The organism is Maricaulis maris, assembly GCF_036322705.1.
GTDB lineage: Bacteria > Pseudomonadota > Alphaproteobacteria > Caulobacterales > Maricaulaceae > Maricaulis > Maricaulis maris_B.
Genome location: NZ_AP027270.1, coordinates 494,689 through 515,585 on the forward strand (window position 1 = coordinate 494,689; position 20,897 = coordinate 515,585).

A 20,897-nucleotide genomic window follows, 5' to 3' on the forward strand; every position below is an offset into this window, starting at 1 on the left:
TCCCCGCGCAAGAAAAAAGCCCCGGCCAATGACCGGGGCTTGATTCTGTCCGCTGGAGGCGAAGCCTACTGGCCGTCGCCTTCCGGCATGTCCTGGGCGGTTTCGCCCATGTCTTCAGCATCGTCCGACATCGTGCCCATGGCGTCGTCGACATCGTCTTCCGATTCCATCTCGGCCAGCGGGGCCGGCAGCGGCATCGGATTGTCCGACAGCGAGCGGAGATAGGCGATCAGCTCATGACGGGTATCGTCATTGCCGAGGCCGCGGAACGACATCGCCGTACCCGGAGCGTAGCCGGCCGGATTTTCGATGAAGGCGTCAAGCGCCGCATAGGTCCAGCTGCCTTCGAGGCCCTGCAGGGCGCCGGAATAGCTGAACCCGGCATGGTTGGCGATGTCGGCGCCGACAACACCCCAGAGATTCGGGCCCACGCCATTGGCGCCGCCCTGCTCGAAGGAGTGACAGGCTGCACAGCGGCGGGCCGCGCGCTCACCGGCGCCGATATCGGCGGAAGCGAGGACGAGGCCGTAATCAGTCGGGCCTTCTTCGACCACAGCTTCGCTGCTGGCACCGCTTTCAAGCGCAGCCCAGTCAACCGGGTAAGCCGTGTTCTCGGCCGTCAGTTCGTCTGCGGCGTGCGACGGAACCAGGAGATGCCCCAGTTCGGTGATCGCCAGGACACCCAGCACTGTTGCAAGCACGACGCCGGCAACCTTGTTCCAGAAGAGTTCGCCCATGGACGCCCCCAAATTCAATCAGGTTGAAAAATCGACTTGTGTTTGGCACGGGCCGCGCGGACAGGCAACACCGCAACGCGCTCTTGTGCATGCGTTATCACGACGCACGGGCAGTTTTGCACGGGATAGCGGTTCTCGGTGAGACCCCGATCAGATCACCTCATCGGCCCAGAGCTCGGCCAGGCGCCGGGCAATCGCGATCGAGGCCGGCATGGCGGCGTCCGGATGCCGGGCGGCCAGCATGTCCCGGACCTCGTCGCGGGTGAACCAGCGCGCCTGTTCCAGCTCGTGCGGGTCGACGCTGATGGTCGCGTCTGTAACGGGGGCCACGAGGCCGATCATCAAGGAGGAGACGAAGGGCCAGGGCTGTCCCATGACGTAGCGGATACCGGCAATGTCGACCTTGACGCCGGATTCCTCCTCGAGCTCGCGGGCGCACGCTTCTTCCAGCGTCTCGGCGGGTTCGACGAAGCCGGCCAGCGCCGACCACATGCCGTCCGGCCAGGCGCTCTGGCGGCCCAGCAGGCAGCGATCACCATCGGTCGCCAGCATGATCACGACCGGATCGACCCGGGGAAAGTGCTCGGTTTCGCAGCCGGTGCAGATCCGGCGCCCACCGCCGGACTTGATACGGGTGGCCGTCCCGCACGCCGGGCAGAAGCCGTTGCGGGCATGCCAGCCGAGCAGGGCCTTCGCCTGGGCATAGATCGCGGCCTCGTCATGGCTCAGGGCCATGGCGGCCTGGCGGGCCGGGACGATCTCGCTACCCAGTGGCAGCATGTCGGCCTGTGTGATTGTGGCAGCAAAGCAGGGCGAGCCCTTGTAGTGCCCGAGGAAGAGCCCGGCCGCCATGTCAGCCAGGGACGCAATCTCGCTCCGACGGAACCAGTACAGCCCGCTTTCGCCCTGAAAAACCGGGTCGCCCTCGACAACGCCCATCCACCAGCCCTCATCGCCGGCGAGAAGCGCCTCGACACGGGCCTCGTCGCGACGCAGCTGGTCGCCACGATCGAGCGGGGAGCCGGCGAAGACGAGCGGGTCCCGGCCGGCGAGCAGGCTGCGATCATTCATGGCGTTCTCCGTCGGACAAACCGCGACGCCGGAGCGCCGCCTTGCTCGCAGGCATAGCCAGCTCCGGCATGGGCAGCAATATGGGGCTTGTTATTGAGAATGATTCTCAATAAGGCTGATGCCAGGAGGAAGGATCATGAAGTCTGATAATGGCAGCAGCTGTCCGACGAGAGCTATCCATACCCGGATGGCGGTGCGGGACTGGCTGGAAACACAAGCCCGGGTGACCGGCTATTGGCGTGATCTCCTGCTTGAGGCGGGTGATGATGCGGGCCTTGTCGAGGCGCTCGATGAGCATGTCCGTTTCCTGCGGGCGGCGGCGCTGTGCGGTGAGGGCGATGTCCTGCAGACACAATGACGGCACGCCTTGCACACCAGCCTCTGGCGGGCGATATAGGGGGCGGAAGATCGGCGGTGGACGAGCGCCTCGCCAACCCGGTCAGGTCCGGAAGGAAGCAGCCGTAACGAGTTTTCGTTCGGGTCGCTGTCCGGTCTTCCACCTTCTCTGCGCAGCGCGGCTCACGCCCGCCGGCGCGGCCCTGGAACCGCCAACCCGATGAGCTGTCATGGATGATACGCCGCTCCCGACTGATGCCGACGGAGCGGGCGACGTCCTTATGCCCGGGCTGGACCTGCCCGCGACCGAGCCGGGAGCCGGCCCGGCGCCGGGTTATCAGGTGCTGGCGCGCAAATATCGGCCCAACACCTTCGAGGACCTGATCGGCCAGGACGCGATGGTCCGGACGCTGACCAATGCCTTCGCCGCAGGCCGCATTGCCCACGCCTACATGCTCACCGGTGTTCGCGGGGTCGGCAAGACCACGACCGCGCGCCTGATCGCGCGGGCGCTCAACTTCGAGACCGATACGGTCGACGCGCCATCCATGGCGCTGGGTGAGACGGGCCGTCATTGCGACGCCATTGCCCGCTCGGCCCATGTTGATGTGATGGAGATGGACGCTGCCTCGCGTACCGGGGTCGGCGACATTCGCGAGATTCTCGAGGGCGTGCGCTACGCCCCGGTCTCGGCGCGCTACAAGGTCTACATCATCGATGAGGTGCACATGCTCTCCACCTCCGCCTTCAACGCCCTGTTGAAGACGCTGGAGGAGCCGCCCGAGCACGCCAAGTTCATTTTCGCCACGACCGAAATCCGCAAGGTCCCGGTGACCGTGCTGTCACGCTGCCAGCGCTTTGACCTGAAGCGGATCGACCGCGAGGTCCTGACCGATCACCTCGAGCGGATTTGCGGTCTTGAGGGCGCGTCGGTCGAGCGCGACGGCCTGTCGCTGATCGCGCGCGCCGCCGAGGGCTCGGTCCGTGATGCGCTCTCCCTGCTCGACCAGGCCATCGTTCAGGGCAGTGATGCCGATGGGCCGGTCAGCGCACCGCAAGTGCGCGACATGCTCGGTCTCGCCGACCGCGCCCGCGTGCTCGACCTGCTTGAACAGACCCTGACCGGCAAGACGGCAGCGGCGCTGGGGGAGCTGACGTCGCTGCACGATGCCGGCGGTGACCCGGTGGTGATTACCCGCGACCTGCTCGACTATGTCCATGCCACCGCCCGTGTAAAAGCAGCTGGTCCTGAAGCCGATCTGGGCGAAGCGGCGGACACCGTGGCGCGCCTCGTCGCACTGGCCGAAAGCCAGTCGCTGGGTCAGCTGACCCGGATGTGGAAAATCCTGCTGACCGGGCTCGATGATGTGCGCGCTGCGCCGGATGCGCTGGCCGCTGCCGAGATGACGGTGCTGCGGCTCGCCTCCGCCGCATCCCTGCCGCCGCCGGAGGATGCCGCCCGCGTGCTCGCGGGCCTGCCGCGCGCTGCTGCGCCTGCGGAGGCGCCGGGAAAGCCTGAGCCGGCCGCTGCGCCGGCCCCGCCGGATACACCGCACGCTGCTGCTGCGGATGGTCCGTCCGAACCGGCCCCCCATCGCGCCCTTACCGAACCGGAACAGGTCAGTGCGGTCGAGCAGGAGGCGCCCGCCATCTCGGGGCCCCAGACCTGGGAAGCCCTGATGACAATGCTGCGCGAGAAGCGCGATATCGGTCTGCAATCCGACATGGAACGCTATGTCCGCCCGGCGGCCTTCAAGCCCGGCTCGTTCAGCTTCCAGCCGCTGGAGGACGCACCCCGCGACCTCGCCCAGCGCCTGTCGCGCCGTCTGCTCGAATGGACCGGCGAGCGCTGGATGATCCTCGCGGATGGCTCACTCAAGGGCGGCGAGACCTGGGCCGAGCGCCGCGAGCGCCTGAAGGCCGAGCGGCTCGAGGAAGCCCGCCGTGATCCGGCGGTGACCGAAGCCTTGCGGCTCTTCCCGGGGGCCGAGATCATTGCTGTCCGCGATCCCGTGACGGATGACGAGACGGCCAGCGACGCAACAACGGAGAAACGCGCATGAAAGACCTGATGGGCCTCATGAAACAGGCGCAGGCCATGCAGGAGAAAATGGTCGAGGCGCAGGCCCGGCTTGGCGAGACCGAGGTGACCGGCGAGGCCGGTGCCGGTCTGGTCAAGGTCGTGCTGACGGCCAAGGGCGACATGGTCTCGATCGATGTCGACAAGAGCCTTCTCGATCCGGAAGAACCGGAAATCCTCGAAGACCTTCTCAAGGCGGCGCATGCCGACGCCCGCCGCAAGGGCGATGCCGCCCAGCAGGAGATCATGAAGGAAGCCGCCGGCGGCCTGCAAATGCCGCCCGGCATGCAGATGCCGTTCTGAGCGCGCTGTCTCCGCGATGAAATCCGCCTCTGCCGGCCCTGAAATCGAACGCCTGATCTCGCTGCTCGCGAAGCTGCCCGGGCTTGGTCCGCGCTCGGCGCGGCGCGCCGCCCTGAACCTGCTCGGCAAGAAGGACGCGCTGATGCGTCCACTCGCCGATGCACTGGCTGACGCGGCCGACAAGATCCGGGCTTGCAGCGAATGCGGCAATCTCGATGTGGCTGACCCCTGCACGGTCTGCGCTGCGCCCAACCGGCTCGATGCCGCCATCTGCGTGGTCGAGACCGTTGGTGATCTGTGGGCGCTGGAACGGGCCGGGGCGTTCAAGGGGCGCTACCATGTCCTCGGCGGCGTGCTGTCCGCGCTCGACGGCGTCCGTCCGGAGGACCTCAACATCACCAAGCTGGTCGAGCGGGCGGCGCGGGACGAGGTCACCGAGATCGTGCTGGCGCTCAACGCCACCGTCGACGGCCAGACCACAGCACATTACCTCGCCGATCGCATGGCCGGCTGCGGGGTCTCGATCACGTCCCTGGCGCGGGGCGTGCCGGTCGGGGGTGAGCTGGACTATCTCGACGACGGGACACTCGCCGCAGCCTTCCGCAGCCGGTCTAGCGTTTGACCGATCCTGTTCTCCGGGAAATTTCGCCCTATCCTTTTCATGAAATGGAGGGGATTTCGGGGTGAGGCCGATGACCAATCAAGACGCCGGTGGGCCGGAGACGCTGCGCGTGACACCGCGCACCTTCATCCTGTTTTTCTGCACCGGCCTGTTCATGGTCGCGCTGGTGCTGGCCGCGATCACCTCGGTCAAGATCCAGGCCTTTCATTTCGGTCCATTGACCGTGCTCGTGCCTGCCGGAACCATCGCCTTCGGCCTGACCTATCTGGCGACGGATGTGATCTCGGAAGTCTGGGGCCGCGCCTATGCGCTGTGCGTCGTGATCGTCGGCGTTCTGATGCGCTTCCTGATCCTGCTGCTCCTGCTCTACGCCATGCACGCGGAAGACGTCTTCCCCTTCATCACGGCGGCGGGTAACTGGACCGAGGTCCAGCAGGCCGCCTTTGTCGATGTCTTCTCGTCGGGGAACCGCATCAACCTTGCCGGCATGGTTGCTTTCGGTCTGAGCGCGCTTGCCGACGTGCTGATCTTCCATCACCTGCGTCAGAAGGATGCCGGCAAGAACCGGCTCTGGCTGCGCAACAACATCTCGACCATGGCGTCGCAGATCTTCAACAGCATGATCTTCGTGACCGTCGCTTTTGCGGGCACCCAGGGCTGGTCGGTGATTGGCAGCCTGATTCTCGGTCAGATCATCGTGAAGCTTCTGGCCGCCGCCTTCGATACGCCGTTGGTCTACCTTCTGCGCAATATCGCGGAAGGCCGGAAACTGACCGATCTGACGGGGTGATCGCGGTGCCGGGCGGCCGGCTCAGGGAATGACCGGGACCAGACGCAGAACGGCACCTTCCAGATCATCGGTCAGCAGGTAGAGATTGCCATCCGGGCCGGTCGCGACATCGCGAATGCGCTCGCCGCGCTCGACCAGCAATTCCTCACGCGAGATGATCCGGTCACCTTCGACCTCGAGGCGGACCAGCATGGAGCCGGCGAGGGCGCCGACAAAGGCATCGCCCTGCCAGTTGGCGAAACCATCACCGGTATAGAAGGTCAGGCCGGACGGCGCGATCGACGGATCCCAGAACCAGATCGGCTGTTCCAGGCCTTCGCCATGGGTCGCGTCGGAGACCGGTGTGCCGTTGTAATTAATCCCGTAGGTGATCAGCGGCCAGCCGTAATTATTGCCGGCTTCCAGGATGTTGATCTCGTCACCACCGCGGGCGCCGTGCTCATGTGCCCAGACCGACCCGGTCTGCGGGTTGATCGTGATGCCCTGCACATTGCGGTGGCCATAGCTGTAGATCTCCGGCTGGGCGCCGCGAGCACTGGCAAACGGATTGTCGAACGGGACGGTGCCGTCGTCATTCAGGCGGATGACACTGCCCAGATGATTGCCGAGATTCTGCGCTTCGTCGCGATGCAGGCCGCCATCACCGAGCGTCAGCAGCAGGGTGCCGTCGGGCAGGAATTGCAGTCGCCCGCCGAAATGGAAGCCGCGCTCCTTGTCGAAATTGACCCGGAACAAGGTCTCGACGCTTTCCAGCGTGGACGCATCATCGCTGAGCCGCCCGCGCGCGAGCGCAGTATGGTTGGCATTCGCACGGCCTTCGGCATAGGCGAAATAGACCAGTCGGTTGCTGGCAAAGTCCGGGTGGACGGCGAGGCCGAGCAGCCCCCCCTGTCTCTCGACGAGGATATCCGGCAGGCCGCTTATCGCGTCGGCGCGCATCGTTCCGTTCTCGATCAGCCGCAGCCGGCCCTCGCGCTCGGAGACAAGCATGTTGCCATCCGGCAGGAAGGCCATGGACCACGGGAATTCGAGCCCTTCGGCGACGGTCTCGACCCGGAAATCCGCCTGTTCGGTCTCATGAATGTCCGATTGTGCCAGGCCGGCCGATGTCATCACGGCCGCAGCCGTCAAGCCCATGAGGAAACGCATGCGATACTCCCTGCTCCACGCGACAGCACACAAACTAGCGCATTGGCGCGAGCGGGGTAGGCAGGCATGCACCTGATCCGCCGATTTTTGGCGGTGTTGTTAAAGCGCGATTGAGCCGGCAAAGCTGGCGAGGCGGGGCGCAAGTTGCGGCTGGAAGGCGCTGACCTGGGCCCAGCGCCGACGCAGGCGCCCGGGCAGGGCGCCGATCTTGCCCGGCACATGTTCGACGGTCTGTTCCGCCAGCTCCCAGGTCCGGATGCCCAGGGCCGCGAGGCCCGGCGACAGGACGCGGCCCTGCCCGAGGGGCACTGTGTGGCTGGCATAATGCTTCTTGTAATGATCGCCGCCGGTGCCGAGATCGACGCGACGAATGCCGCGCGCCGGGGCCTGTTCAAACAGGCCGTGCAGCAGGAGCAGGCCGGGTGAATAGCGCGACAGCTCCGGATCATAGGCCGGAAACCAGGAATGGTAGATATCGCCGGCAACCAGGCCAAACTCGACTGCAGCCAGGCGATCACCGAACCACAGGGCGGCTGTCAGGCCGGAGAATTCCTGGCCCTCGCGGCGGCGCAGGTCGGTCAGCACGGTCTGGACCCAGTCGATCCCGAACACGTTGAGCTTGCCGGTATCGCGATACTGGTTCTGTTTCCAGGTGCTCAGGGCGCGAAAGGCGCTGCCTTCCGGATCCCCCAGTGTGACGCGGACCGGTCCGAAATCACGCTCGGCAGCGCGGGTCCGGCGGGCGGTCTTCTTGAAATGATCCTTGTGCAGGGCGCGACGGGCTTCGAGGAAGTCCGCGCCATCGGTGCCGATATCGGCGACATGGCTGCCGCTGGTGTCCGCATTGTGGGCGTCGAGGGGCTCGAGCGGACCGTGCCAATTGTCGAAAACGAGTGCCGAACCGCCGGCGGCGCGGACCACCGGCTTGGGATCAATCAGGGACGGGTCGGCGGCGATGATACCCTGATAGTCGCTCATCGGCGCGCCGATCGGCCGGACAATGCCGCCATGGGCCCTGTGATGCGGGAAGAAGCCGATGGTCTTGCCGGCCGTCTCGATCACCGCGACCCGGACGTCGGGGCGGGCGCGGGCCACCGTCTCGGCGAATTCAAAACGCAGATAAGGGCTGATGAGCTTGCCATTCGGGCACGCCCACTTGTTCCACTGCACGACCTGGCTGGCTGAAATGTCCTCGATTGAGACGATTTTCGTCTGCACCTTGTCTCTCCCGCGTTTCCCTGACGGTCGTCAAGCAAGCCGCGTGCCGGGTGCCAGGGCACAAGCCGGGGTTGGGTGACAGGTTTTGTCGCGGGCATCGGGCAGGGTGGGCGCGGATGAGGGCTGATTGCTGGTCCGCTTCCTCCGACTCATCCAGAATGCCCGCAAGCAGGAAAGTGAAACCGACCGTGACCCTCACCGATATTTCTCTCGAGACCTGGCTCATTCTCGGCAGCGTCGCTGTCGTGCTGGTCGTCCTTGTTGTCCTGCTTGTCCGCAAGCCGGCTGAAACGGGTCCGGTCGATACCTCGGAGCTGGATCGGCTGCGCGAGGAACGTGATGACTGGCGCCGTCGCCAGGAAGCCACCGCGCTCGATCTCGCCTCAGCCCGTGAGGCCGCGGCGCGGCTCGACGGCGTGGTCGAGGAGCGCGATCGCCTGCGCGCGACGCTGGAGACCGTGACCGCCGAGCGCAATACGCTCAATGCCCGCCATGAAGCGCTCAAGACCGAGCATGACGCTGCTCAGCGTCATCACGGCGAGAAACTGGCCGAGCTTGAAAAGGCGCGTGAGCGTCTGAGCGAGCAGTTCAAGCTCACCGCGAACGAAATTCTCAAGGCCTCCGGTGCCGAACTCAACAAGCAGAGTACGGAAAACCTGCAGACCCTGCTGAAGCCGCTGCGCGAACAGCTCACCGAGTTCCGCACCAAGGTCGAGACCGACGCCAAGGAGCGTCATGGGCATGCCGGCGAGATCAAGCAATTGATGGAGACGGTGCGCAAGGACGCCTCGCGCATGTCCGAGGACGCCCAGAACCTCGCCAATGCCCTGCGTTCCTCGTCCAAGGTCCAGGGTGACTGGGGTGAGATGGTGCTGGCCTCGATCCTTGAACGGGCGGGTCTGCGCGACAATGAGCATTTCTTCACCCAGTCGACCGAGCGCAATGCCGAGGGCGCCCTGCTGCGTCCCGACGTGATCGTCGAGATGCCGGGCGGCCATCGTCTGGTGATCGATTCCAAGGTCTCGCTGACAGCCTTCGAGCGCTGCGTGAATGCCGACGACGACGAGACCCGCAATGCGGCGCTAAAACAGCACCTGGCCTCGGTCAAGGCGCACATCAAGGCGCTCGGCGACAAGGATTACGCCAAGCTTTATGAGGGCGTCGATTTCACCCTGATGTTCATTCCGCTCGAGGGCGCGGCCTCGCTGGCCCTGCAGAACGATCCGGAACTGTCCAGCTATGCCTGGGACCGCAATGTCATGATTGCCACGCCGACGACGCTGATGATGGCGATGCGGACGGTGGGAAACCTGTGGACGATCGACCGCCAGAACCGTCACGCGATCGAGATCGCCGATCGCGCCGGGGCGCTCTACGACAAGTTCGAGGGGTTCGTTTCCGACATCGATACCGTCGGCAAGCGCATCGACAGCGCCAAGGACGCCTGGAGCGCGGCCAAGGGCAAGCTGGTCGAGGGTCGCGGCAATCTGGTGCGCCAGACCGAAATGCTCAAATCGCTCGGCGCCAATGCCCGCAAATCGCTGCCGTCGGAGTATCTCGATGCGGCCGGTGCCGACGAGAGCGCCGAGACCGGTGGCGCGGACACCACGCCCAAGCCTGCTCTGACAGCGCCGGAAGCGGTCGATTCTTGATCCTTTAAGCCAGTGCCATTATCTAGGCGTCATGGCTATTCGAGATATCCTCACCGTTCCGCACCCGATGCTCAAGGAAGTGTCCCAACCTGTTGATCAGGTTGATGACGCGCTCCGCGAGCTGATGGATGACATGCTGCAGACCATGTATGCCGCCGACGGGATCGGTCTGGCTGCGATCCAGGTCGGCGTGCCCAAACGCATCATCGTGATGGATCTGGCCGGTCGCGACGAGGATCCGCAGCCGCGCTATTTCGTCAATCCGGTGCTGTCGGACCCGTCCGACACGCTCAAGCCCTATGAAGAGGGCTGCCTGTCGGTGCCGACCGTCTATGACGAGGTCGAGCGCCCGGATCGGATCCGCATCCAGTATCTCGATTATGACGGCAACCCGCAGGATGAGATCGCCGAGGGCATGTTCGCCGTCTGCATCCAGCACGAGATGGACCATCTCGAAGGCGTGCTCTTTATCGACTACCTGTCCCGTCTGAAGCGCACCCGTGCGGTCCAGAAGGTCAAGAAGATCGAGAAGGGCAAGGACCGCGACGCGGCCTGACGCTCCCCGGTCGCTGGCCTCGCCTTGCCTCCGGCCTAGCCCCGCCCGTGCGGTTCCGCGAAATTGACCATCGGTCCGGCCGGTACGATCCGGGTCGGATTGATCATGTCGTGGCTGGCGTAATAATGCTTCTGGGCATGCTCGAAATTGCACGTCCCGGCGATGCCGGGCTGCTGGTAGAGATCGCGCGTGTAGGCCCACAGGTTCGGGTAATCGACCAGTCGCCGCAGATTGCACTTGAAGTGCCCGTGATAGACGAGGTCGAAGCGCAGCAGCGTCGGCAGCAGGCGCCAGTCGGCCTCGGTCGGCGTGTCGCCGGTCAGATAGCGCTGGCTGGCGAGAAGGGTTTCCAGGTGATCGAGCGTCTCGAACAGCGGGAATACGGCCTCTTCATAGGCGGCCTGGCTGGTCGCGAAGCCTGACAGATAGACGCCGTTATTGACGGTGTCATAGATGCGCGCATTCAGGGCATCGATCTCGGCTCGCTTGTCCTCGGGGTAGTAATCACCCGGCGTGGCACCAATCCCGTCAAAGGCGGAATTGAACATGCGGATGATTTCCGAGCTTTCGTTCGAGACGATGCGTCCGGTCTGCGTGTCCCACAGGACCGGCACCGTGACGCGGCCGGAATAGTCCGGCTCGGACTGCAGGTAGACCTGGTACATGAAGTCCTTGGCGAAGAGGTGGTCGCCGACCAGACCGTCTTCGTCCGCATCAAAGGTCCAGCCGTTTTCGGCCATGTACCAGTGCACCGCCGAGACCGGGATCATGTCCTCGAGACCCTTCAGGGCCCGATAGATCAGCGTGCGGTGGGCCCAGGGGCAGGCGTAGGAGACGTAGAGGTGATAGCGGCCCGGCTCGGCCTTGAAGCCGGCGCGACCGGTTGGTCCGGCGCTGCCATCGGGGGTTATCCAGTTGCGAAGCTGGGCGACCGAGCGCTCGAAGCGGCCTTCCGATTTGGCGGTATCATACCATTTGTCATGCCACTTGCCGTCAACGAGCAGGCCCATGGGTCACTCCAGTCATGTCTGGGGGTAGTCGGGAAACGAGGGGGTAGACCTGCCCGGCACCGGGGCCGGACAGGTCCGGGGGGAGGGATCTCAGAATTTGCCGGCCTGGAAGTCGCGAACCGCCTGGTGCAGCTCGGCTTCGGTATTCATGACGAAGGGGCCATAGCGCGCGACCGGTTCATTGATCGGCTTGCCGGCGACCAGCAGAAGGCTCGCCCCCTCCGGGCCGGCCTTCAGTTCGATGCGGTCACCATCTTCCAGCACGCCCAGATCGGGATCCCGAACCTCGCCTTCGCCGGACGAAACGGCGCCCTTGTAGACCGCGATGAAGGCGGTGTGGCCGGGGTCGATGGCTTCTTCCAGGGTGGCGCCGGGCTCGAGCACAATGTCGATCAGGGTCGGCTGGATGGCGACCGAGGTCGCCGGGCCGGTCACGCCGGTCGAGCTCGATCCGGCCAGAATGCGCAGCGTGGCCCCGGTGCGGGTTTCCACAGGGATTTCGCTCTTGTCGTATTCCTGGTAGCCGGGATCGGTCATTTTCAGCTTGCCGGGCAGGTTGACCCAGAGCTGGAAGCCCCACATGCGGCCGTCTTCCTGCTCGGGAATCTCCGAGTGCACGATGCCGCGTCCGGCGGTCATCCACTGGATGCCACCGCCTTCGATGACGCCGGAATGTCCCTTGTTGTCACCATGCCGCATCTTGCCGTCGAGCATGATGGTGACGGTCTCGAAGCCGCGGTGCGGGTGATTGGGGAAGCCGGCCATATAGTCCGAGCTGTCGTCCGAGCGGATCTGGTCAAGCATCAGGAAGGGGTCGAGATCCATCAATCCGCGATGACCGAGCATGCGGGTGAGTTTGACGCCGGCGCCATCCGAGGTCGGCATCCCGCGCGACACCTTGGTGATGCGGCGGGCCTTGGCGAGGGTGTCGGTCGCGGTCATGGTCATCTCGACGTGCTCCTGTCCGGACAGCCTTGGACGAGCTGTTTCAGGCCACAAGATAAGGATTTTCCGGGCCGGTGCCATGGCGGGCTGCGAAAGTCATTGTTTCCAACATGGAAGCGATAGGGCAGACTCAGGTTCAATCGAGGAGACCATCATGCAGAAAGTTTGGCTGGCAGCGCTTCCCGTGGCTCTTGTGGCGTGCTCGCCGGCGGAGCAGCCGACAGAGAGCACGCTCTTCGCGTCCTTGTCCGAGCTCTGTGGTCAGGCCTTCGAGGGGCGCGTGGTGAGTGATGACCCGCGCGATGCCGACTGGGCTGCCGAGACCCTGGTCATGCATGTGCGAACCTGCACCGAGGACCAGATCCGTATTCCGCTGCATGTCGGCGATGATCGCTCCCGGACCTGGGTGATTACCCGGATGGGCGACCGGCTCGAGCTGAAACATGATCATCGCCACGAAGATGGCAGTGAGGATGTCGTGACCCAGTATGGCGGCACCACGCACAGCGTGCTGACCGCCAGCCGGGCTGAATTCCCGGCGGACCCGTTCTCGCGCACCCTGTTTGACCGCGAGGGCATCGCCGTCTCGATGTCGAATGTCTGGTCGATCACGCTTGAGGACGGGCGCTTCACCTATGCCCTTGACCGGCCCGACCGCCATTTCGCCGCCGAGTTCGATCTGACCGAGCCGGTCGACGCCCCGCCACCACCCTGGGGCTCGCAATAACGTCAATCCGGCTTGACGCGGGCCCCGTGTTCGCGCTCAAACCCGCGCCATGACCTTACGACTTGCCTTCATGGGCACGCCCGACTTTGCGGCCCGCTCGCTCGCTGAAATCACCGCCGCCGGACACGAGGTGGTGCGCGTCTATACCCAGCCGCCGCGGCGTCGCGGCCGTGGCCAGTCCGAGCAGAAGACGCCGGTCCACCAGCTCGCCGAGGTGCTGGGCATTCCTGTTTCGACGCCGCAGAGCTTCCGCGACCCGGATGTAATCGCCGAGTTCGCATCGCTCGAGCTGGATCTGGCGGCGGTCGTCGCCTACGGCCAGATCCTGCCGCAGGCGGCGCTCGATGCGCCGCGCCTGGGCTGTCTCAACCTGCACGCCTCGCTACTGCCGCGCTGGCGTGGCGCGGCACCGATCCAGCGGGCCATCATGGCCGGTGATGATCTGACGGGTGTTCAGCTGCAGCAGATGGAGGCCGGTCTGGATACCGGACCGATCCTGCTCTCCGAGACCGTCCGCATCGCCCCGACTGATACAGCCGCCAGCCTGCATGACAAGCTGATGGACGCCGGCGCCCTGATGTGGCCGCGCGCCCTGGCCGCGCTTGAGCGCGGAACGCTGGAAGCCGTGCCGCAGTCCGAGGCCGGCGTGACCTATGCCCGCAAGATATCGTCCGACGAAGCGCGTATCGACTGGACCCGCCCGGCCCGTGAACTGGCCGATCATGTCCGTGGCCTGTCGCCCTTCCCGGGCGCCTGGTTCGAGCTGCCCACCGAAAAGGGCCCGGTCCGGGTCAAGGTGTTGATGGCCGAGCGTGGCGAGGGCGGTGGTGCGCCGGGGACTGTGCTGGCCGGGCTGACCATTGCCTGCGGCGAGGGCGCGCTTTCGCTGACCCGCCTGCAGCGCGAGGGCAAGGGTGCGATGGACGCCGAGACCTTCCTCAACGGCAATACCGTCCCGCCGGGAACGGTGCTCGGCTGATGCCCCGCTACAAGATCACCGTCGAATATGACGGCACCCCGTTCGCCGGCTGGCAGCGACAGGACAATGCGCCTTCGGTCCAGGAAAGCCTCGAACGGGCGGCCGAGGCACTCGATGGTGGGCCGGTGCTGGTCTATGGCGCCGGCCGGACCGATAGCGGCGTTCACGCGCTGGGCCAGGTTGCCCATCTCGATCTCACCAAGGACCTCGCCGCCGACAAGGTGCGCGACGCGATCAATTATCACCTCAAACCCGATCCGGTCGCGGTCGTCGAGGCGGAGCGGGTCAGCGAGGACTTTCATGCCCGTTTTTCGGCCACCCAGCGCCACTATCTCTACCGCATGATTGACCGCCGGGCGCCGCTGACGCTGGATCGCGGTCAGGTCTGGCGGGTTCCGCGCAAGCTCGACGCCGAGGCCATGCACCATGCCGCCCAGGCACTGGTCGGCCAGCATGACTTCTCCACTTTCCGCGATGCCCAGTGCCAGGCTGAAAGCCCGGTCAAGACGCTCGATATGATCTCGGTCTCGCGCTATGGCGACGAGGTCCAGCTGACCTGTTCGGCGCGCTCCTTCCTGCACCGCCAGGTCCGCTCGATTGTCGGCTCGCTGGTCGAGGTCGGGGTCGGCAAATGGTCGGCGCGCGACTTCAAGCGGGTGCTGGACGCCGCCGATCGCAGCCGCTGCGGTCCGGTCGCCCCGTCGGACGGGCTCTACCTGACCGCGGTTGATTATCCGCCCGCCGACTAGCCTGCGACCGGGGTCACCGCAAAAGCCTGGCTGATCGCGACCAGCACGATGTAGGAGACCAACGCCGGCACGGCGGCGGTGAAGGCCGAGGTGATGGTTGGCACTCCCAGCGTCACATAGGCGATGCGCCAATGCACCAGGATGCGCAGATAGCCGTAGATGAAGAACAGGAAGTCGCGGAACTCGGCATTGATGATGCCGGCGACCTGTAGCGACCAGATCGCGGTGATGATGGCGTAGAGCCAGACCACGCCCCAATTGTGCAGGATGACCCAGGCCAGGTAGCGATGGCGCGCGCCGATAATGGCAACCGATACCGCGGCCGCGATCGGGAAGCTGATCCAGGTGCCGAAATAGATCAGGAAGTACTGCAGCCCGTTGATCGGCAGGTTGAGGTGTTCGCGCTCCAGCAGAACCAGGATCGCCAGTGGCAGGGCAAACAGGACGGCAGCAAACGAGCGCCAGAAGCCCCGCACAGAGACGTCGAACATCGCCTCGCCGCCGGACCGGAAGGTCATCAGCCGCAAGGCGCCCTGCATGCCGCGCCAGCCTTCTGAAATCAGACCGATCATGCCGGGCGGTCCCTGAAATACTGGCTCAGGATGCGGGTATAGATCGCGGTCAGGGTCTCGATATCGCTGACCGGGACCCGTTCGTCGACCTGGTGCATGGTGGCACCGACCAGGCCGAATTCGGCGACCGGGGCGTAGAGCTGGATGAAGCGGGCATCGCTGGTTCCGCCGCCGGTGGTCAGGGCGGGGCGACGGCCGGTCTCAGCCTGGATGCAGTCCTGCAGCAGGGTGGTGAACGGGCCGGCCGGCGTCAGGAAGGCCTCGCCGGTGACATGGATGTCGGCGGTGATGCTACCGTCGAAGTCGAGATCGACCATCGCCGCTTCCTCGCGGATCCAGGTGGACAGCTGATCGCCGGTATGGGCGATGTTGAAGCGGATATTGAAGCGGGCGGTCGCGCTTGCCGGGATGACATTGGTGGTCGGATTGCCGACATCGATCGAGGTCACTTCCAGATTGGACGGCTGGAAGGGCGAAACGCCGTCGTCGAGCTTGCGGGCGAGCAGGCGGTTCAGCACGGTCAGGAGGGCCGGGATCGGGTTCTCGGCGCGCTCGGGATAGGCGACATGGCCCTGGCGACCGGTCACGGTCAGGGTACAGTTCAGGGAGCCGCGGCGTCCGGACTTGATGGTATCGCCCAGCACATTCGGATTGGTTGGTTCGCCGACCAGGCAGTGATCAAAGCGTTCGCCCTCCTCGGCCAGCGCGGCCAGGACGGCCTTGGTGCCATGGATGGCCGGGCCTTCCTCGTCGCCGGTGATCAGGAAGGCGATCGAGCCGTCCGGTTCGCCGCTCTCATCGAGCAGGCGCTGGACCGAGGCCACCATCGCCGCGATGGCGCCTTTCATGTCGGCGGCCCCGCGGCCCCACAACATCCCGTCATCCCCCGCTTCGGCAGCGAAGGGCGGTTTTTGCCAGTCGGCCTCGGCACCGGGCGGAACGACGTCGGTATGCCCGGCGAACAGGAAGCAGGGCGAGGCTGTGCCGCGACGGGCATAGAGATTATCAACCTCGCCGAACGGATAGCGCCGACAGGCAAAGCCGAGCTGCTCCAGGGCCGCTTCCAGCACACCCAGCGCACCGGCATCGGCCGGCGTGATCGACGGGCGACGGATCAGGGCCTGGGCGAGGGGCAGCGGGTTGGCGAGATCTTCAAGCGTGTTCATAACGGAAACATAGCCGGTTCGTTTCACCAAGCCAGATCAAGGACGCAGCCATGCCCAAATTCTCCATTGCCGAGATCGAGGAAACCGGCGGGACCGGTTATCCTCCCGAATTTGCCGGTGTTGTCGATGGCCGTCTGGTGCGCCGTTTGACCGACCCGGCCGGCCTCACCCAGTTCGGGGTCAATCTGGTTCGCCTGAAGCCGGGCGCCTGGTCCGCCCAGCGCCACTGGCACACGCATGAGGACGAGTTCGCTGTTGTGATGGAGGGCGAGGCCATGCTGGTCACCAATGCCGGCGAAACGCCGATGCGGGCGGGGGACTGCGTCGGCTTCCCGGCGGGTGAGCCGGACGGGCATTGCCTGATCAACCGGTCGCAGGCTGACTGCGTCTTCCTGGTGGTTGGCGGGCGGCTTGACGCTGACGGGGCGCACTATCCCGATATCGATCTGGAAGCCAAGCCCGGCCGCTATTCCGGCCCCGGCCGGTTCACGCGCAAGGATGGCACGCCCTATTGAGGGGCGAGCTGCTTTTCCATTGCAAAACGCTTGAAGATTTCGCCGCGCAGCTCGACCTCTTCCGGAGCCGTCACCGCAAAGCCGACCGCAGCGAAGGCGGGCCTCGCCATCAAGCTGGCATGGACGGTGAGGCGGACCTGACCGTTTTCACGGGCGATGGCCTCGACAGCGTCGTAGAGACGGCGGAACAGGCCGCGGCCCTGCCGGTCCGGCCGGATATAGGCGAAGTCGACATAATCGGGTGGCGCAAGCGTCATGAAGCCGATGATCTCGCCGCCGGCTTCCGCCACGACGATCCTCTGGCCCGACAGCCGCGAATCCCACTCCGTACCGCGACGCGGTTCGGGCACCCAGGCGACCTGCTGGGCCGGTGTGTAGCGGCTTGGCCCATTGCGGACTGCCGCGTACATTACCTCGCCCAAGGCCACATGATCCGTCGGCATGCCCCGACGGAGGATGATGTCATCGGTCATGATCGTCCGGTCCGGACAGGCTAGTGCGAGCGGCCGTGCGTCTCGCGGAAGCGTTCCATGGAGACCGAGATCTTGAAGGTCTCACGGTATTTCGGCGAGCCGACCGGACGCGGCGGCTTCTGCGAGGTCAGGGCCAGGATGCGCTCGAGCGTGTCGTGTGCGGCGCCGGACTGGCCGGCCCCGATATAGGCATGCAGCTCGACCAGGGCGTCGGACAGCGGGTCGCCGCCGCGGATGATGAAATAGGGTTCGTCCGACCCCATCCGGTGCAGCACGTCGAATTCGGACGGGTTGTCGGCCGAGCCATAGGGAGCAGCGGGATCCTTGGCTGCCGGCTTGTCGGTGGTCTTGTCTTCGCTCATGGCGCGCCCCTTGTGTGTGATTTGCCCCATGTGACCAGATTCGACGACAAAGCGGTAGCGGCGCATCAGCGCAGCACGCCCTGTCATGATGATGGCGGGCCGGCGCGGCGCGCGCTACACAGACCGCATGACCCCCACACCCTCCCGATCGATCATCATTATCGGCGCCGGCCCGTCCGGCCTGATCGCCGCCGAACAGCTCGCCACTGCCGGGCATCGTGTTGATGTCTATGAGCGGATGCCGACACCGGGCCGCAAGTTCCTGATGGCGGGGCGCGGCGGGTTGAACCTGACCCACTCCGAGCCTCTGCCCAGCTTCCTTGGCCGCTACCGCGAGGCTGGAGACTGGCTCGGGCCTGTCCTGATGCAGCACGACCCGTCGGCAGTGCGGGCCTGGTGCGAAGGCCTCGACCAGCCAACCTTTGTCGGCTCCTCGGGCCGTGTCTTCCCGGATGCCATGAAAGCCTCGCCCCTGCTGCGCGCCTGGCGGACCCGGCTGGAAACGCTGGGCGTCGCTTTGCACCTGCGTCACCTGTGGACCGGATGGGATGAAGGCGGAGCCCTGACCTTCGACACACCGGACGGTGCCGTCACGGCTCGGGCCGACGCGACCCTGCTGGCGCTTGGCGGAGCGAGCTGGCCGCGACTGGGCTCCGATGGGGGCTGGGCAGGTCTGCTGTCCTCACGCGGCGTGGATCTGGTCGGGTTCTCGGCCTCCAATTGCGGCGTCGAGATCAGCTGGAGTGCAATCACACAGGACCGCTTTGCCGGCGCGCCCCTGAAGACCATCGCGCTGACCCTCAATGGCGAACGCGTGGCCGGCGAGGCGATGATCGCGCGTTATGGCCTGGAAGGCGGCGCCGTCTATGCGCTGTCGGCACCGATCCGCGAGGCGCTTGCGTCGGGCGAGACAACAGGCGAGGCCGTGACGCTCAGCCTCGACCTCAAGCCGGCGCGCAGTGAAGAGGAGATGGCGGCGTGGCTCGGCAAGGCGAGGAAGGGCCAGTCACTGACCAATACGCTGCGCAAGGCCGGCCTGACGCCGCAGGCGATCTCGGTGCTGCGCGATGCCGTGCCGGATCTGCCCCGTGATCCCGCCGCGCTGGCGCGGCTGATCAAGGCGGTGCCTCTGACCGTGACGGCCCAGCGCGGGCTCGACCGGGCGATCTCCTCGGCCGGCGGGATTGCCCGCGATGCGGTCGATGACCGTTTCATGATCACGGCGCTGCCGGGCGTCTTTGCCGCCGGCGAGATGCTCGACTGGGACGCGCCGACCGGCGGCTATCTGTTGCAGGCCAGTTTTGCGACCGGCGTTGCCGCCGCGCGCGGGATCGAAGCCTGGCTCGGGACGGCCGACGCCGGCTAGCGCAGCAGGTCGTTGATCGCCGTCTTCGAGCGGGTCTGCGCGTCGACGCGCTTGACGATCACGGCACACGCCAGTGACGGACCGCCCTTCGGGTCGGGCAGGGTGCCGGGAACGACGACGGCATAGGACGGGATCTCGCCGCGGGTGATCTCACCGGTTTCACGGTCGACGATCTTGGTCGACTGGCCGAGGAAGACACCCATCGAGATGACAGCCCCCTGGCGCACGATCACGCCCTCGGCGACTTCCGAACGGGCGCCGACGAAGACATCATCCTCGATGATTACCGGCCCGGCCTGCAGCGGCTCGAGCACGCCGCCAATCCCGACACCGCCCGAGATATGCACATTCTTGCCGATCTGGGCGCAGGACCCGACCGTCGACCAGGTATCGATCATCGTCCCTTCGTCGACATAGGCCCCGAGATTGACATAGCTCGGCATCAGCACGGCACCCGGGGCGATGAAGGAGCCACGCCGCACGGCGCAGGGCGGCACGGCGCGGAAGCCGGCCGACTTGAACTCGGCCTCGCCCCAGCCCTCGAACTTCGACGGCACCTTGTCCCACCAGCGCGACCCGGCCACACCGCCATCAACAAGCCCCATCGGGTTGAGCCGGAAGCCGAGCAGTACGGCCTTCTTCAGCCATTGATGCACCCCCCAGTCACCATTGCCCTCACGCGAGGCAACCCGCGCCCGACCGCTGTCGAGCAGGTTGATCGCGGTCTCGACGGCCTCGCGGACCTCGCCCGTCGTGTCAGCGGAAATCCCGTCCCGATTGTCCCAGGCGGTTTCGATCGTGGTGATGAGGGCGGTATCGGTCATGAGGCGTCGTCCGGTGTGGCAGCGGTCCGGATGGACCCGAGGAAGGTGGGCAGGCAGTCCACGGCGTGGTGGACATGGTCGGGGTGTTCGTCCGGCGCGGCGCTCTCTTCGTCGCGCGGGCCTTCTTTGGCGCGAACGAGCACGGTTGTGAAGCCCATCTCGTGCGCGGTCTTGAGGTTGCGCACGCTGTCCTCGAAAAAGATCGACTGGCGCACCGGCAAGTCGAAATGCGAGACGAACTTGTCGAAGCCGGCCTGGTGCGGCTTGGGCTGGAAGCCTGACGCCTCGACATCGAAGATGTCGTCGAAGAGATGGGTTAGCCCCATGTGACCCAGAATGTTTTCGGCATGGCTGAGCGAGCCGTTGGTATAGACGAGGCGCTTGCCGGGCAGGGCTTCGATACGGGCCGCCAGCTCGGGATGGGTGATGATCCCGGTCGGGTCGACATCATGCACGAAGTCGAGGAATTCCCGCATGTCGACCGTATGGTTGGCCATCATGCCGTTCAACGTGGTGCCATAATCGCGCCAGTAGGACTTCTGGACGATGCGGGCTTCGTCCTCGGGCAGGCCGAGCGTGCGCGCGACATATTCCGTCATGCGCCGGTCGACCTGGCTCATGATCGGGGCGTCGGACGGGTAGAGCGTATTGTCCAGGTCAAAGACCCAGTGGGTGATGTGTCTCAGATCGGCCAT

At 65.6% G+C, this 20,897-nt stretch carries 24 protein-coding genes and 1 other RNA gene; 13 read left to right on the plus strand and 12 right to left on the minus strand.

From position 1 onward, the window contains the following. Positions 1-65: 65 nt before the first annotated feature. Together AAA969_RS02125 and nudC are read right to left on the minus strand one after the other, a co-directional pair. Positions 66-737, minus strand: a complete 672-nt coding sequence (locus AAA969_RS02125) for a c-type cytochrome (RefSeq protein WP_338243122.1) — start codon at positions 735-737, stop codon at positions 66-68. 150 nt (positions 738-887) lie between these two features. Continuing rightward, positions 888-1,808, minus strand: coding sequence for an NAD(+) diphosphatase (nudC, locus tag AAA969_RS02130; RefSeq protein WP_338243124.1), 921 nt, complete (start codon positions 1,806-1,808; stop codon positions 888-890). Between the two features lie 136 nt (positions 1,809-1,944). On the opposite strand from nudC, the gene AAA969_RS02135 reads away from it, so the two are divergent. The 6 genes from AAA969_RS02135 to AAA969_RS02160 all read left to right on the plus strand — a co-directional run bounded on the left by AAA969_RS02135 (position 1,945) and on the right by AAA969_RS02160 (position 5,939). Further along, entirely contained in the window at positions 1,945-2,166 is a 222-nt protein-coding gene (locus AAA969_RS02135; RefSeq protein WP_338243126.1) for a hypothetical protein, read from the plus strand. A 44-nt stretch (positions 2,167-2,210) separates the two neighbouring features. Beyond that, positions 2,211-2,309, plus strand: an RNA gene (gene ffs, locus AAA969_RS02140) — signal recognition particle sRNA small type. 65 nt (positions 2,310-2,374) lie between these two features. After that, positions 2,375-4,207 carry a DNA polymerase III subunit gamma/tau gene (locus AAA969_RS02145; protein ID WP_338243128.1) on the plus strand — a complete coding sequence of 611 codons (1,833 nt, stop codon included), beginning with the start codon at positions 2,375-2,377 and terminating at the stop codon, positions 4,205-4,207. Next, complete coding sequence (locus tag AAA969_RS02150) at positions 4,204-4,527, plus strand: YbaB/EbfC family nucleoid-associated protein (protein WP_338243131.1); 324 nt, start codon at positions 4,204-4,206, stop codon at positions 4,525-4,527. The genes AAA969_RS02145 and AAA969_RS02150 overlap by 4 nt, the downstream gene beginning before the upstream one ends. Before the next feature lie 16 nt (positions 4,528-4,543). After that, positions 4,544-5,149 carry a recombination mediator RecR gene (recR, locus tag AAA969_RS02155; protein WP_338243134.1) on the plus strand — a complete coding sequence of 202 codons (606 nt, stop codon included), beginning with the start codon at positions 4,544-4,546 and terminating at the stop codon, positions 5,147-5,149. Positions 5,150-5,219: 70 nt separating this feature from the next. Continuing rightward, positions 5,220-5,939: a queuosine precursor transporter gene (locus AAA969_RS02160; RefSeq protein WP_338243136.1), complete on the plus strand. Its 720-nt coding sequence runs from the start codon at positions 5,220-5,222 to the stop codon at positions 5,937-5,939. A 21-nt stretch (positions 5,940-5,960) separates the two neighbouring features. Here AAA969_RS02160 and AAA969_RS02165 read toward each other — a convergent pair whose 3' ends face one another. Next, positions 5,961-7,088 (minus strand): PQQ-dependent sugar dehydrogenase, encoded by a 1,128-nt coding sequence (locus tag AAA969_RS02165; protein WP_338243138.1) that lies wholly within the window; start codon positions 7,086-7,088, stop codon positions 5,961-5,963. Positions 7,089-7,187: 99 nt separating this feature from the next. After that, positions 7,188-8,306 (minus strand): GNAT family N-acetyltransferase, encoded by a 1,119-nt coding sequence (locus tag AAA969_RS02170; RefSeq protein ID WP_338243140.1) that lies wholly within the window; start codon positions 8,304-8,306, stop codon positions 7,188-7,190. A 188-nt stretch (positions 8,307-8,494) separates the two neighbouring features. Between AAA969_RS02170 and rmuC the strand changes: the two genes are divergently transcribed. Next, entirely contained in the window at positions 8,495-9,958 is a 1,464-nt protein-coding gene (rmuC, locus tag AAA969_RS02175; RefSeq protein ID WP_338243142.1) for a DNA recombination protein RmuC, read from the plus strand. 31 nt (positions 9,959-9,989) lie between these two features. Continuing rightward, positions 9,990-10,514 (plus strand): peptide deformylase, encoded by a 525-nt coding sequence (gene def, locus AAA969_RS02180; protein WP_338243144.1) that lies wholly within the window; start codon positions 9,990-9,992, stop codon positions 10,512-10,514. Between the two features lie 35 nt (positions 10,515-10,549). Here def and AAA969_RS02185 read toward each other — a convergent pair whose 3' ends face one another. Both AAA969_RS02185 and AAA969_RS02190 read right to left on the minus strand, forming a co-directional pair. After that, on the minus strand, positions 10,550-11,524 hold the full coding sequence (locus AAA969_RS02185; protein ID WP_338243146.1) for a glutathione S-transferase family protein: 975 nt from the start codon (positions 11,522-11,524) through the stop codon (positions 10,550-10,552). Positions 11,525-11,614: 90 nt separating this feature from the next. Next, the gene (locus tag AAA969_RS02190) at positions 11,615-12,466 is read right to left on the minus strand and encodes a pirin family protein (RefSeq protein ID WP_425325023.1); all 852 of its coding nucleotides are present in this window, start codon (positions 12,464-12,466) and stop codon (positions 11,615-11,617) included. A gap of 157 nt (positions 12,467-12,623) precedes the next feature. Between AAA969_RS02190 and AAA969_RS02195 the strand changes: the two genes are divergently transcribed. The 3 genes from AAA969_RS02195 to truA are packed head-to-tail and all read left to right on the plus strand — an operon-like array spanning position 12,624 to position 14,924. Continuing rightward, on the plus strand, positions 12,624-13,196 hold the full coding sequence (locus AAA969_RS02195) for a hypothetical protein (RefSeq protein ID WP_338243150.1): 573 nt from the start codon (positions 12,624-12,626) through the stop codon (positions 13,194-13,196). A gap of 49 nt (positions 13,197-13,245) precedes the next feature. After that, positions 13,246-14,175 (plus strand): methionyl-tRNA formyltransferase, encoded by a 930-nt coding sequence (gene fmt / locus AAA969_RS02200; RefSeq protein ID WP_338243152.1) that lies wholly within the window; start codon positions 13,246-13,248, stop codon positions 14,173-14,175. Next, positions 14,175-14,924 carry a tRNA pseudouridine(38-40) synthase TruA gene (gene truA, locus AAA969_RS02205; RefSeq protein WP_338243154.1) on the plus strand — a complete coding sequence of 250 codons (750 nt, stop codon included), beginning with the start codon at positions 14,175-14,177 and terminating at the stop codon, positions 14,922-14,924. Before fmt ends, truA begins: the two co-directional genes overlap by 1 nt. On the opposite strand, the gene AAA969_RS02210 is transcribed toward truA, so the two are convergent. Continuing rightward, a complete protein-coding gene (locus AAA969_RS02210) occupies positions 14,921-15,496 on the minus strand; it encodes a hypothetical protein (RefSeq protein ID WP_338243156.1) in 576 nt (191 codons plus the stop codon). The two genes, truA and AAA969_RS02210, sit on opposite strands and share 4 nt — an antisense overlap. After that, positions 15,493-16,662 carry a succinyl-diaminopimelate desuccinylase gene (gene dapE / locus AAA969_RS02215; RefSeq protein ID WP_338243158.1) on the minus strand — a complete coding sequence of 390 codons (1,170 nt, stop codon included), beginning with the start codon at positions 16,660-16,662 and terminating at the stop codon, positions 15,493-15,495. Before dapE ends, AAA969_RS02210 begins: the two co-directional genes overlap by 4 nt. A 50-nt stretch (positions 16,663-16,712) precedes the next feature. On the opposite strand from dapE, the gene AAA969_RS02220 reads away from it, so the two are divergent. Next, entirely contained in the window at positions 16,713-17,177 is a 465-nt protein-coding gene (locus AAA969_RS02220) for a cupin domain-containing protein (RefSeq protein WP_338243161.1), read from the plus strand. Here the strand turns inward: AAA969_RS02220 and AAA969_RS02225 are convergent. Next, complete coding sequence (locus tag AAA969_RS02225) at positions 17,171-17,650, minus strand: GNAT family N-acetyltransferase (RefSeq protein ID WP_338243163.1); 480 nt, start codon at positions 17,648-17,650, stop codon at positions 17,171-17,173. The genes AAA969_RS02220 and AAA969_RS02225 overlap by 7 nt on opposite strands. Before the next feature lie 20 nt (positions 17,651-17,670). Further along, the gene (locus AAA969_RS02230; RefSeq protein WP_338243166.1) at positions 17,671-18,012 is read right to left on the minus strand and encodes an aspartate decarboxylase; all 342 of its coding nucleotides are present in this window, start codon (positions 18,010-18,012) and stop codon (positions 17,671-17,673) included. Positions 18,013-18,139: 127 nt separating this feature from the next. Between AAA969_RS02230 and AAA969_RS02235 the strand changes: the two genes are divergently transcribed. After that, positions 18,140-19,378: a TIGR03862 family flavoprotein gene (locus tag AAA969_RS02235; protein ID WP_338243170.1), complete on the plus strand. Its 1,239-nt coding sequence runs from the start codon at positions 18,140-18,142 to the stop codon at positions 19,376-19,378. Here AAA969_RS02235 and dapD read toward each other — a convergent pair. Both dapD and AAA969_RS02245 read right to left on the minus strand, forming a co-directional pair. Next, a complete protein-coding gene (gene dapD, locus AAA969_RS02240; RefSeq protein ID WP_338243172.1) occupies positions 19,375-20,202 on the minus strand; it encodes a 2,3,4,5-tetrahydropyridine-2,6-dicarboxylate N-succinyltransferase in 828 nt (275 codons plus the stop codon). The genes AAA969_RS02235 and dapD overlap by 4 nt on opposite strands. Further along, complete coding sequence (locus AAA969_RS02245; protein ID WP_338243173.1) at positions 20,199-20,897, minus strand: pyrimidine 5'-nucleotidase; 699 nt, start codon at positions 20,895-20,897, stop codon at positions 20,199-20,201. Before AAA969_RS02245 ends, dapD begins: the two co-directional genes overlap by 4 nt.

Bases quoted from the DNA above. Each gene is read 5' to 3' on its own strand.
- truA (WP_338243154.1), top strand. From the start codon at position 14,175: ATGCCCCGCTACAAGATCACCGTCGAATATGACGGCACCCCGTTCGCC.
- AAA969_RS02245 (WP_338243173.1), bottom strand. From the start codon at position 20,897: ATGGCCGATCTGAGACACATCACCCACTGGGTCTTTGACCTGGACAAT.
- nudC (WP_338243124.1), bottom strand. From the start codon at position 1,808: ATGAATGATCGCAGCCTGCTCGCCGGCCGGGACCCGCTCGTCTTCGCC.
- dapD (WP_338243172.1), bottom strand. From the start codon at position 20,202: ATGACCGATACCGCCCTCATCACCACGATCGAAACCGCCTGGGACAAT.
- dapE (WP_338243158.1), bottom strand. From the start codon at position 16,662: ATGAACACGCTTGAAGATCTCGCCAACCCGCTGCCCCTCGCCCAGGCC.
- AAA969_RS02235 (WP_338243170.1), top strand. From the start codon at position 18,140: ATGACCCCCACACCCTCCCGATCGATCATCATTATCGGCGCCGGCCCG.
- AAA969_RS02190 (WP_425325023.1), bottom strand. From the start codon at position 12,466: ATGACCGCGACCGACACCCTCGCCAAGGCCCGCCGCATCACCAAGGTG.
- AAA969_RS02230 (WP_338243166.1), bottom strand. From the start codon at position 18,012: ATGAGCGAAGACAAGACCACCGACAAGCCGGCAGCCAAGGATCCCGCT.
- AAA969_RS02125 (WP_338243122.1), bottom strand. From the start codon at position 737: ATGGGCGAACTCTTCTGGAACAAGGTTGCCGGCGTCGTGCTTGCAACA.
- AAA969_RS02225 (WP_338243163.1), bottom strand. From the start codon at position 17,650: ATGACCGATGACATCATCCTCCGTCGGGGCATGCCGACGGATCATGTG.
- AAA969_RS02210 (WP_338243156.1), bottom strand. From the start codon at position 15,496: ATGATCGGTCTGATTTCAGAAGGCTGGCGCGGCATGCAGGGCGCCTTG.
- AAA969_RS02160 (WP_338243136.1), top strand. From the start codon at position 5,220: ATGACCAATCAAGACGCCGGTGGGCCGGAGACGCTGCGCGTGACACCG.
- AAA969_RS02145 (WP_338243128.1), top strand. From the start codon at position 2,375: ATGGATGATACGCCGCTCCCGACTGATGCCGACGGAGCGGGCGACGTC.
- AAA969_RS02185 (WP_338243146.1), bottom strand. From the start codon at position 11,524: ATGGGCCTGCTCGTTGACGGCAAGTGGCATGACAAATGGTATGATACC.
- fmt (WP_338243152.1), top strand. From the start codon at position 13,246: ATGACCTTACGACTTGCCTTCATGGGCACGCCCGACTTTGCGGCCCGC.
- def (WP_338243144.1), top strand. From the start codon at position 9,990: ATGGCTATTCGAGATATCCTCACCGTTCCGCACCCGATGCTCAAGGAA.
- recR (WP_338243134.1), top strand. From the start codon at position 4,544: ATGAAATCCGCCTCTGCCGGCCCTGAAATCGAACGCCTGATCTCGCTG.
- AAA969_RS02150 (WP_338243131.1), top strand. From the start codon at position 4,204: ATGAAAGACCTGATGGGCCTCATGAAACAGGCGCAGGCCATGCAGGAG.
- AAA969_RS02195 (WP_338243150.1), top strand. From the start codon at position 12,624: ATGCAGAAAGTTTGGCTGGCAGCGCTTCCCGTGGCTCTTGTGGCGTGC.
- AAA969_RS02220 (WP_338243161.1), top strand. From the start codon at position 16,713: ATGCCCAAATTCTCCATTGCCGAGATCGAGGAAACCGGCGGGACCGGT.
- AAA969_RS02165 (WP_338243138.1), bottom strand. From the start codon at position 7,088: ATGCGTTTCCTCATGGGCTTGACGGCTGCGGCCGTGATGACATCGGCC.
- AAA969_RS02135 (WP_338243126.1), top strand. From the start codon at position 1,945: ATGAAGTCTGATAATGGCAGCAGCTGTCCGACGAGAGCTATCCATACC.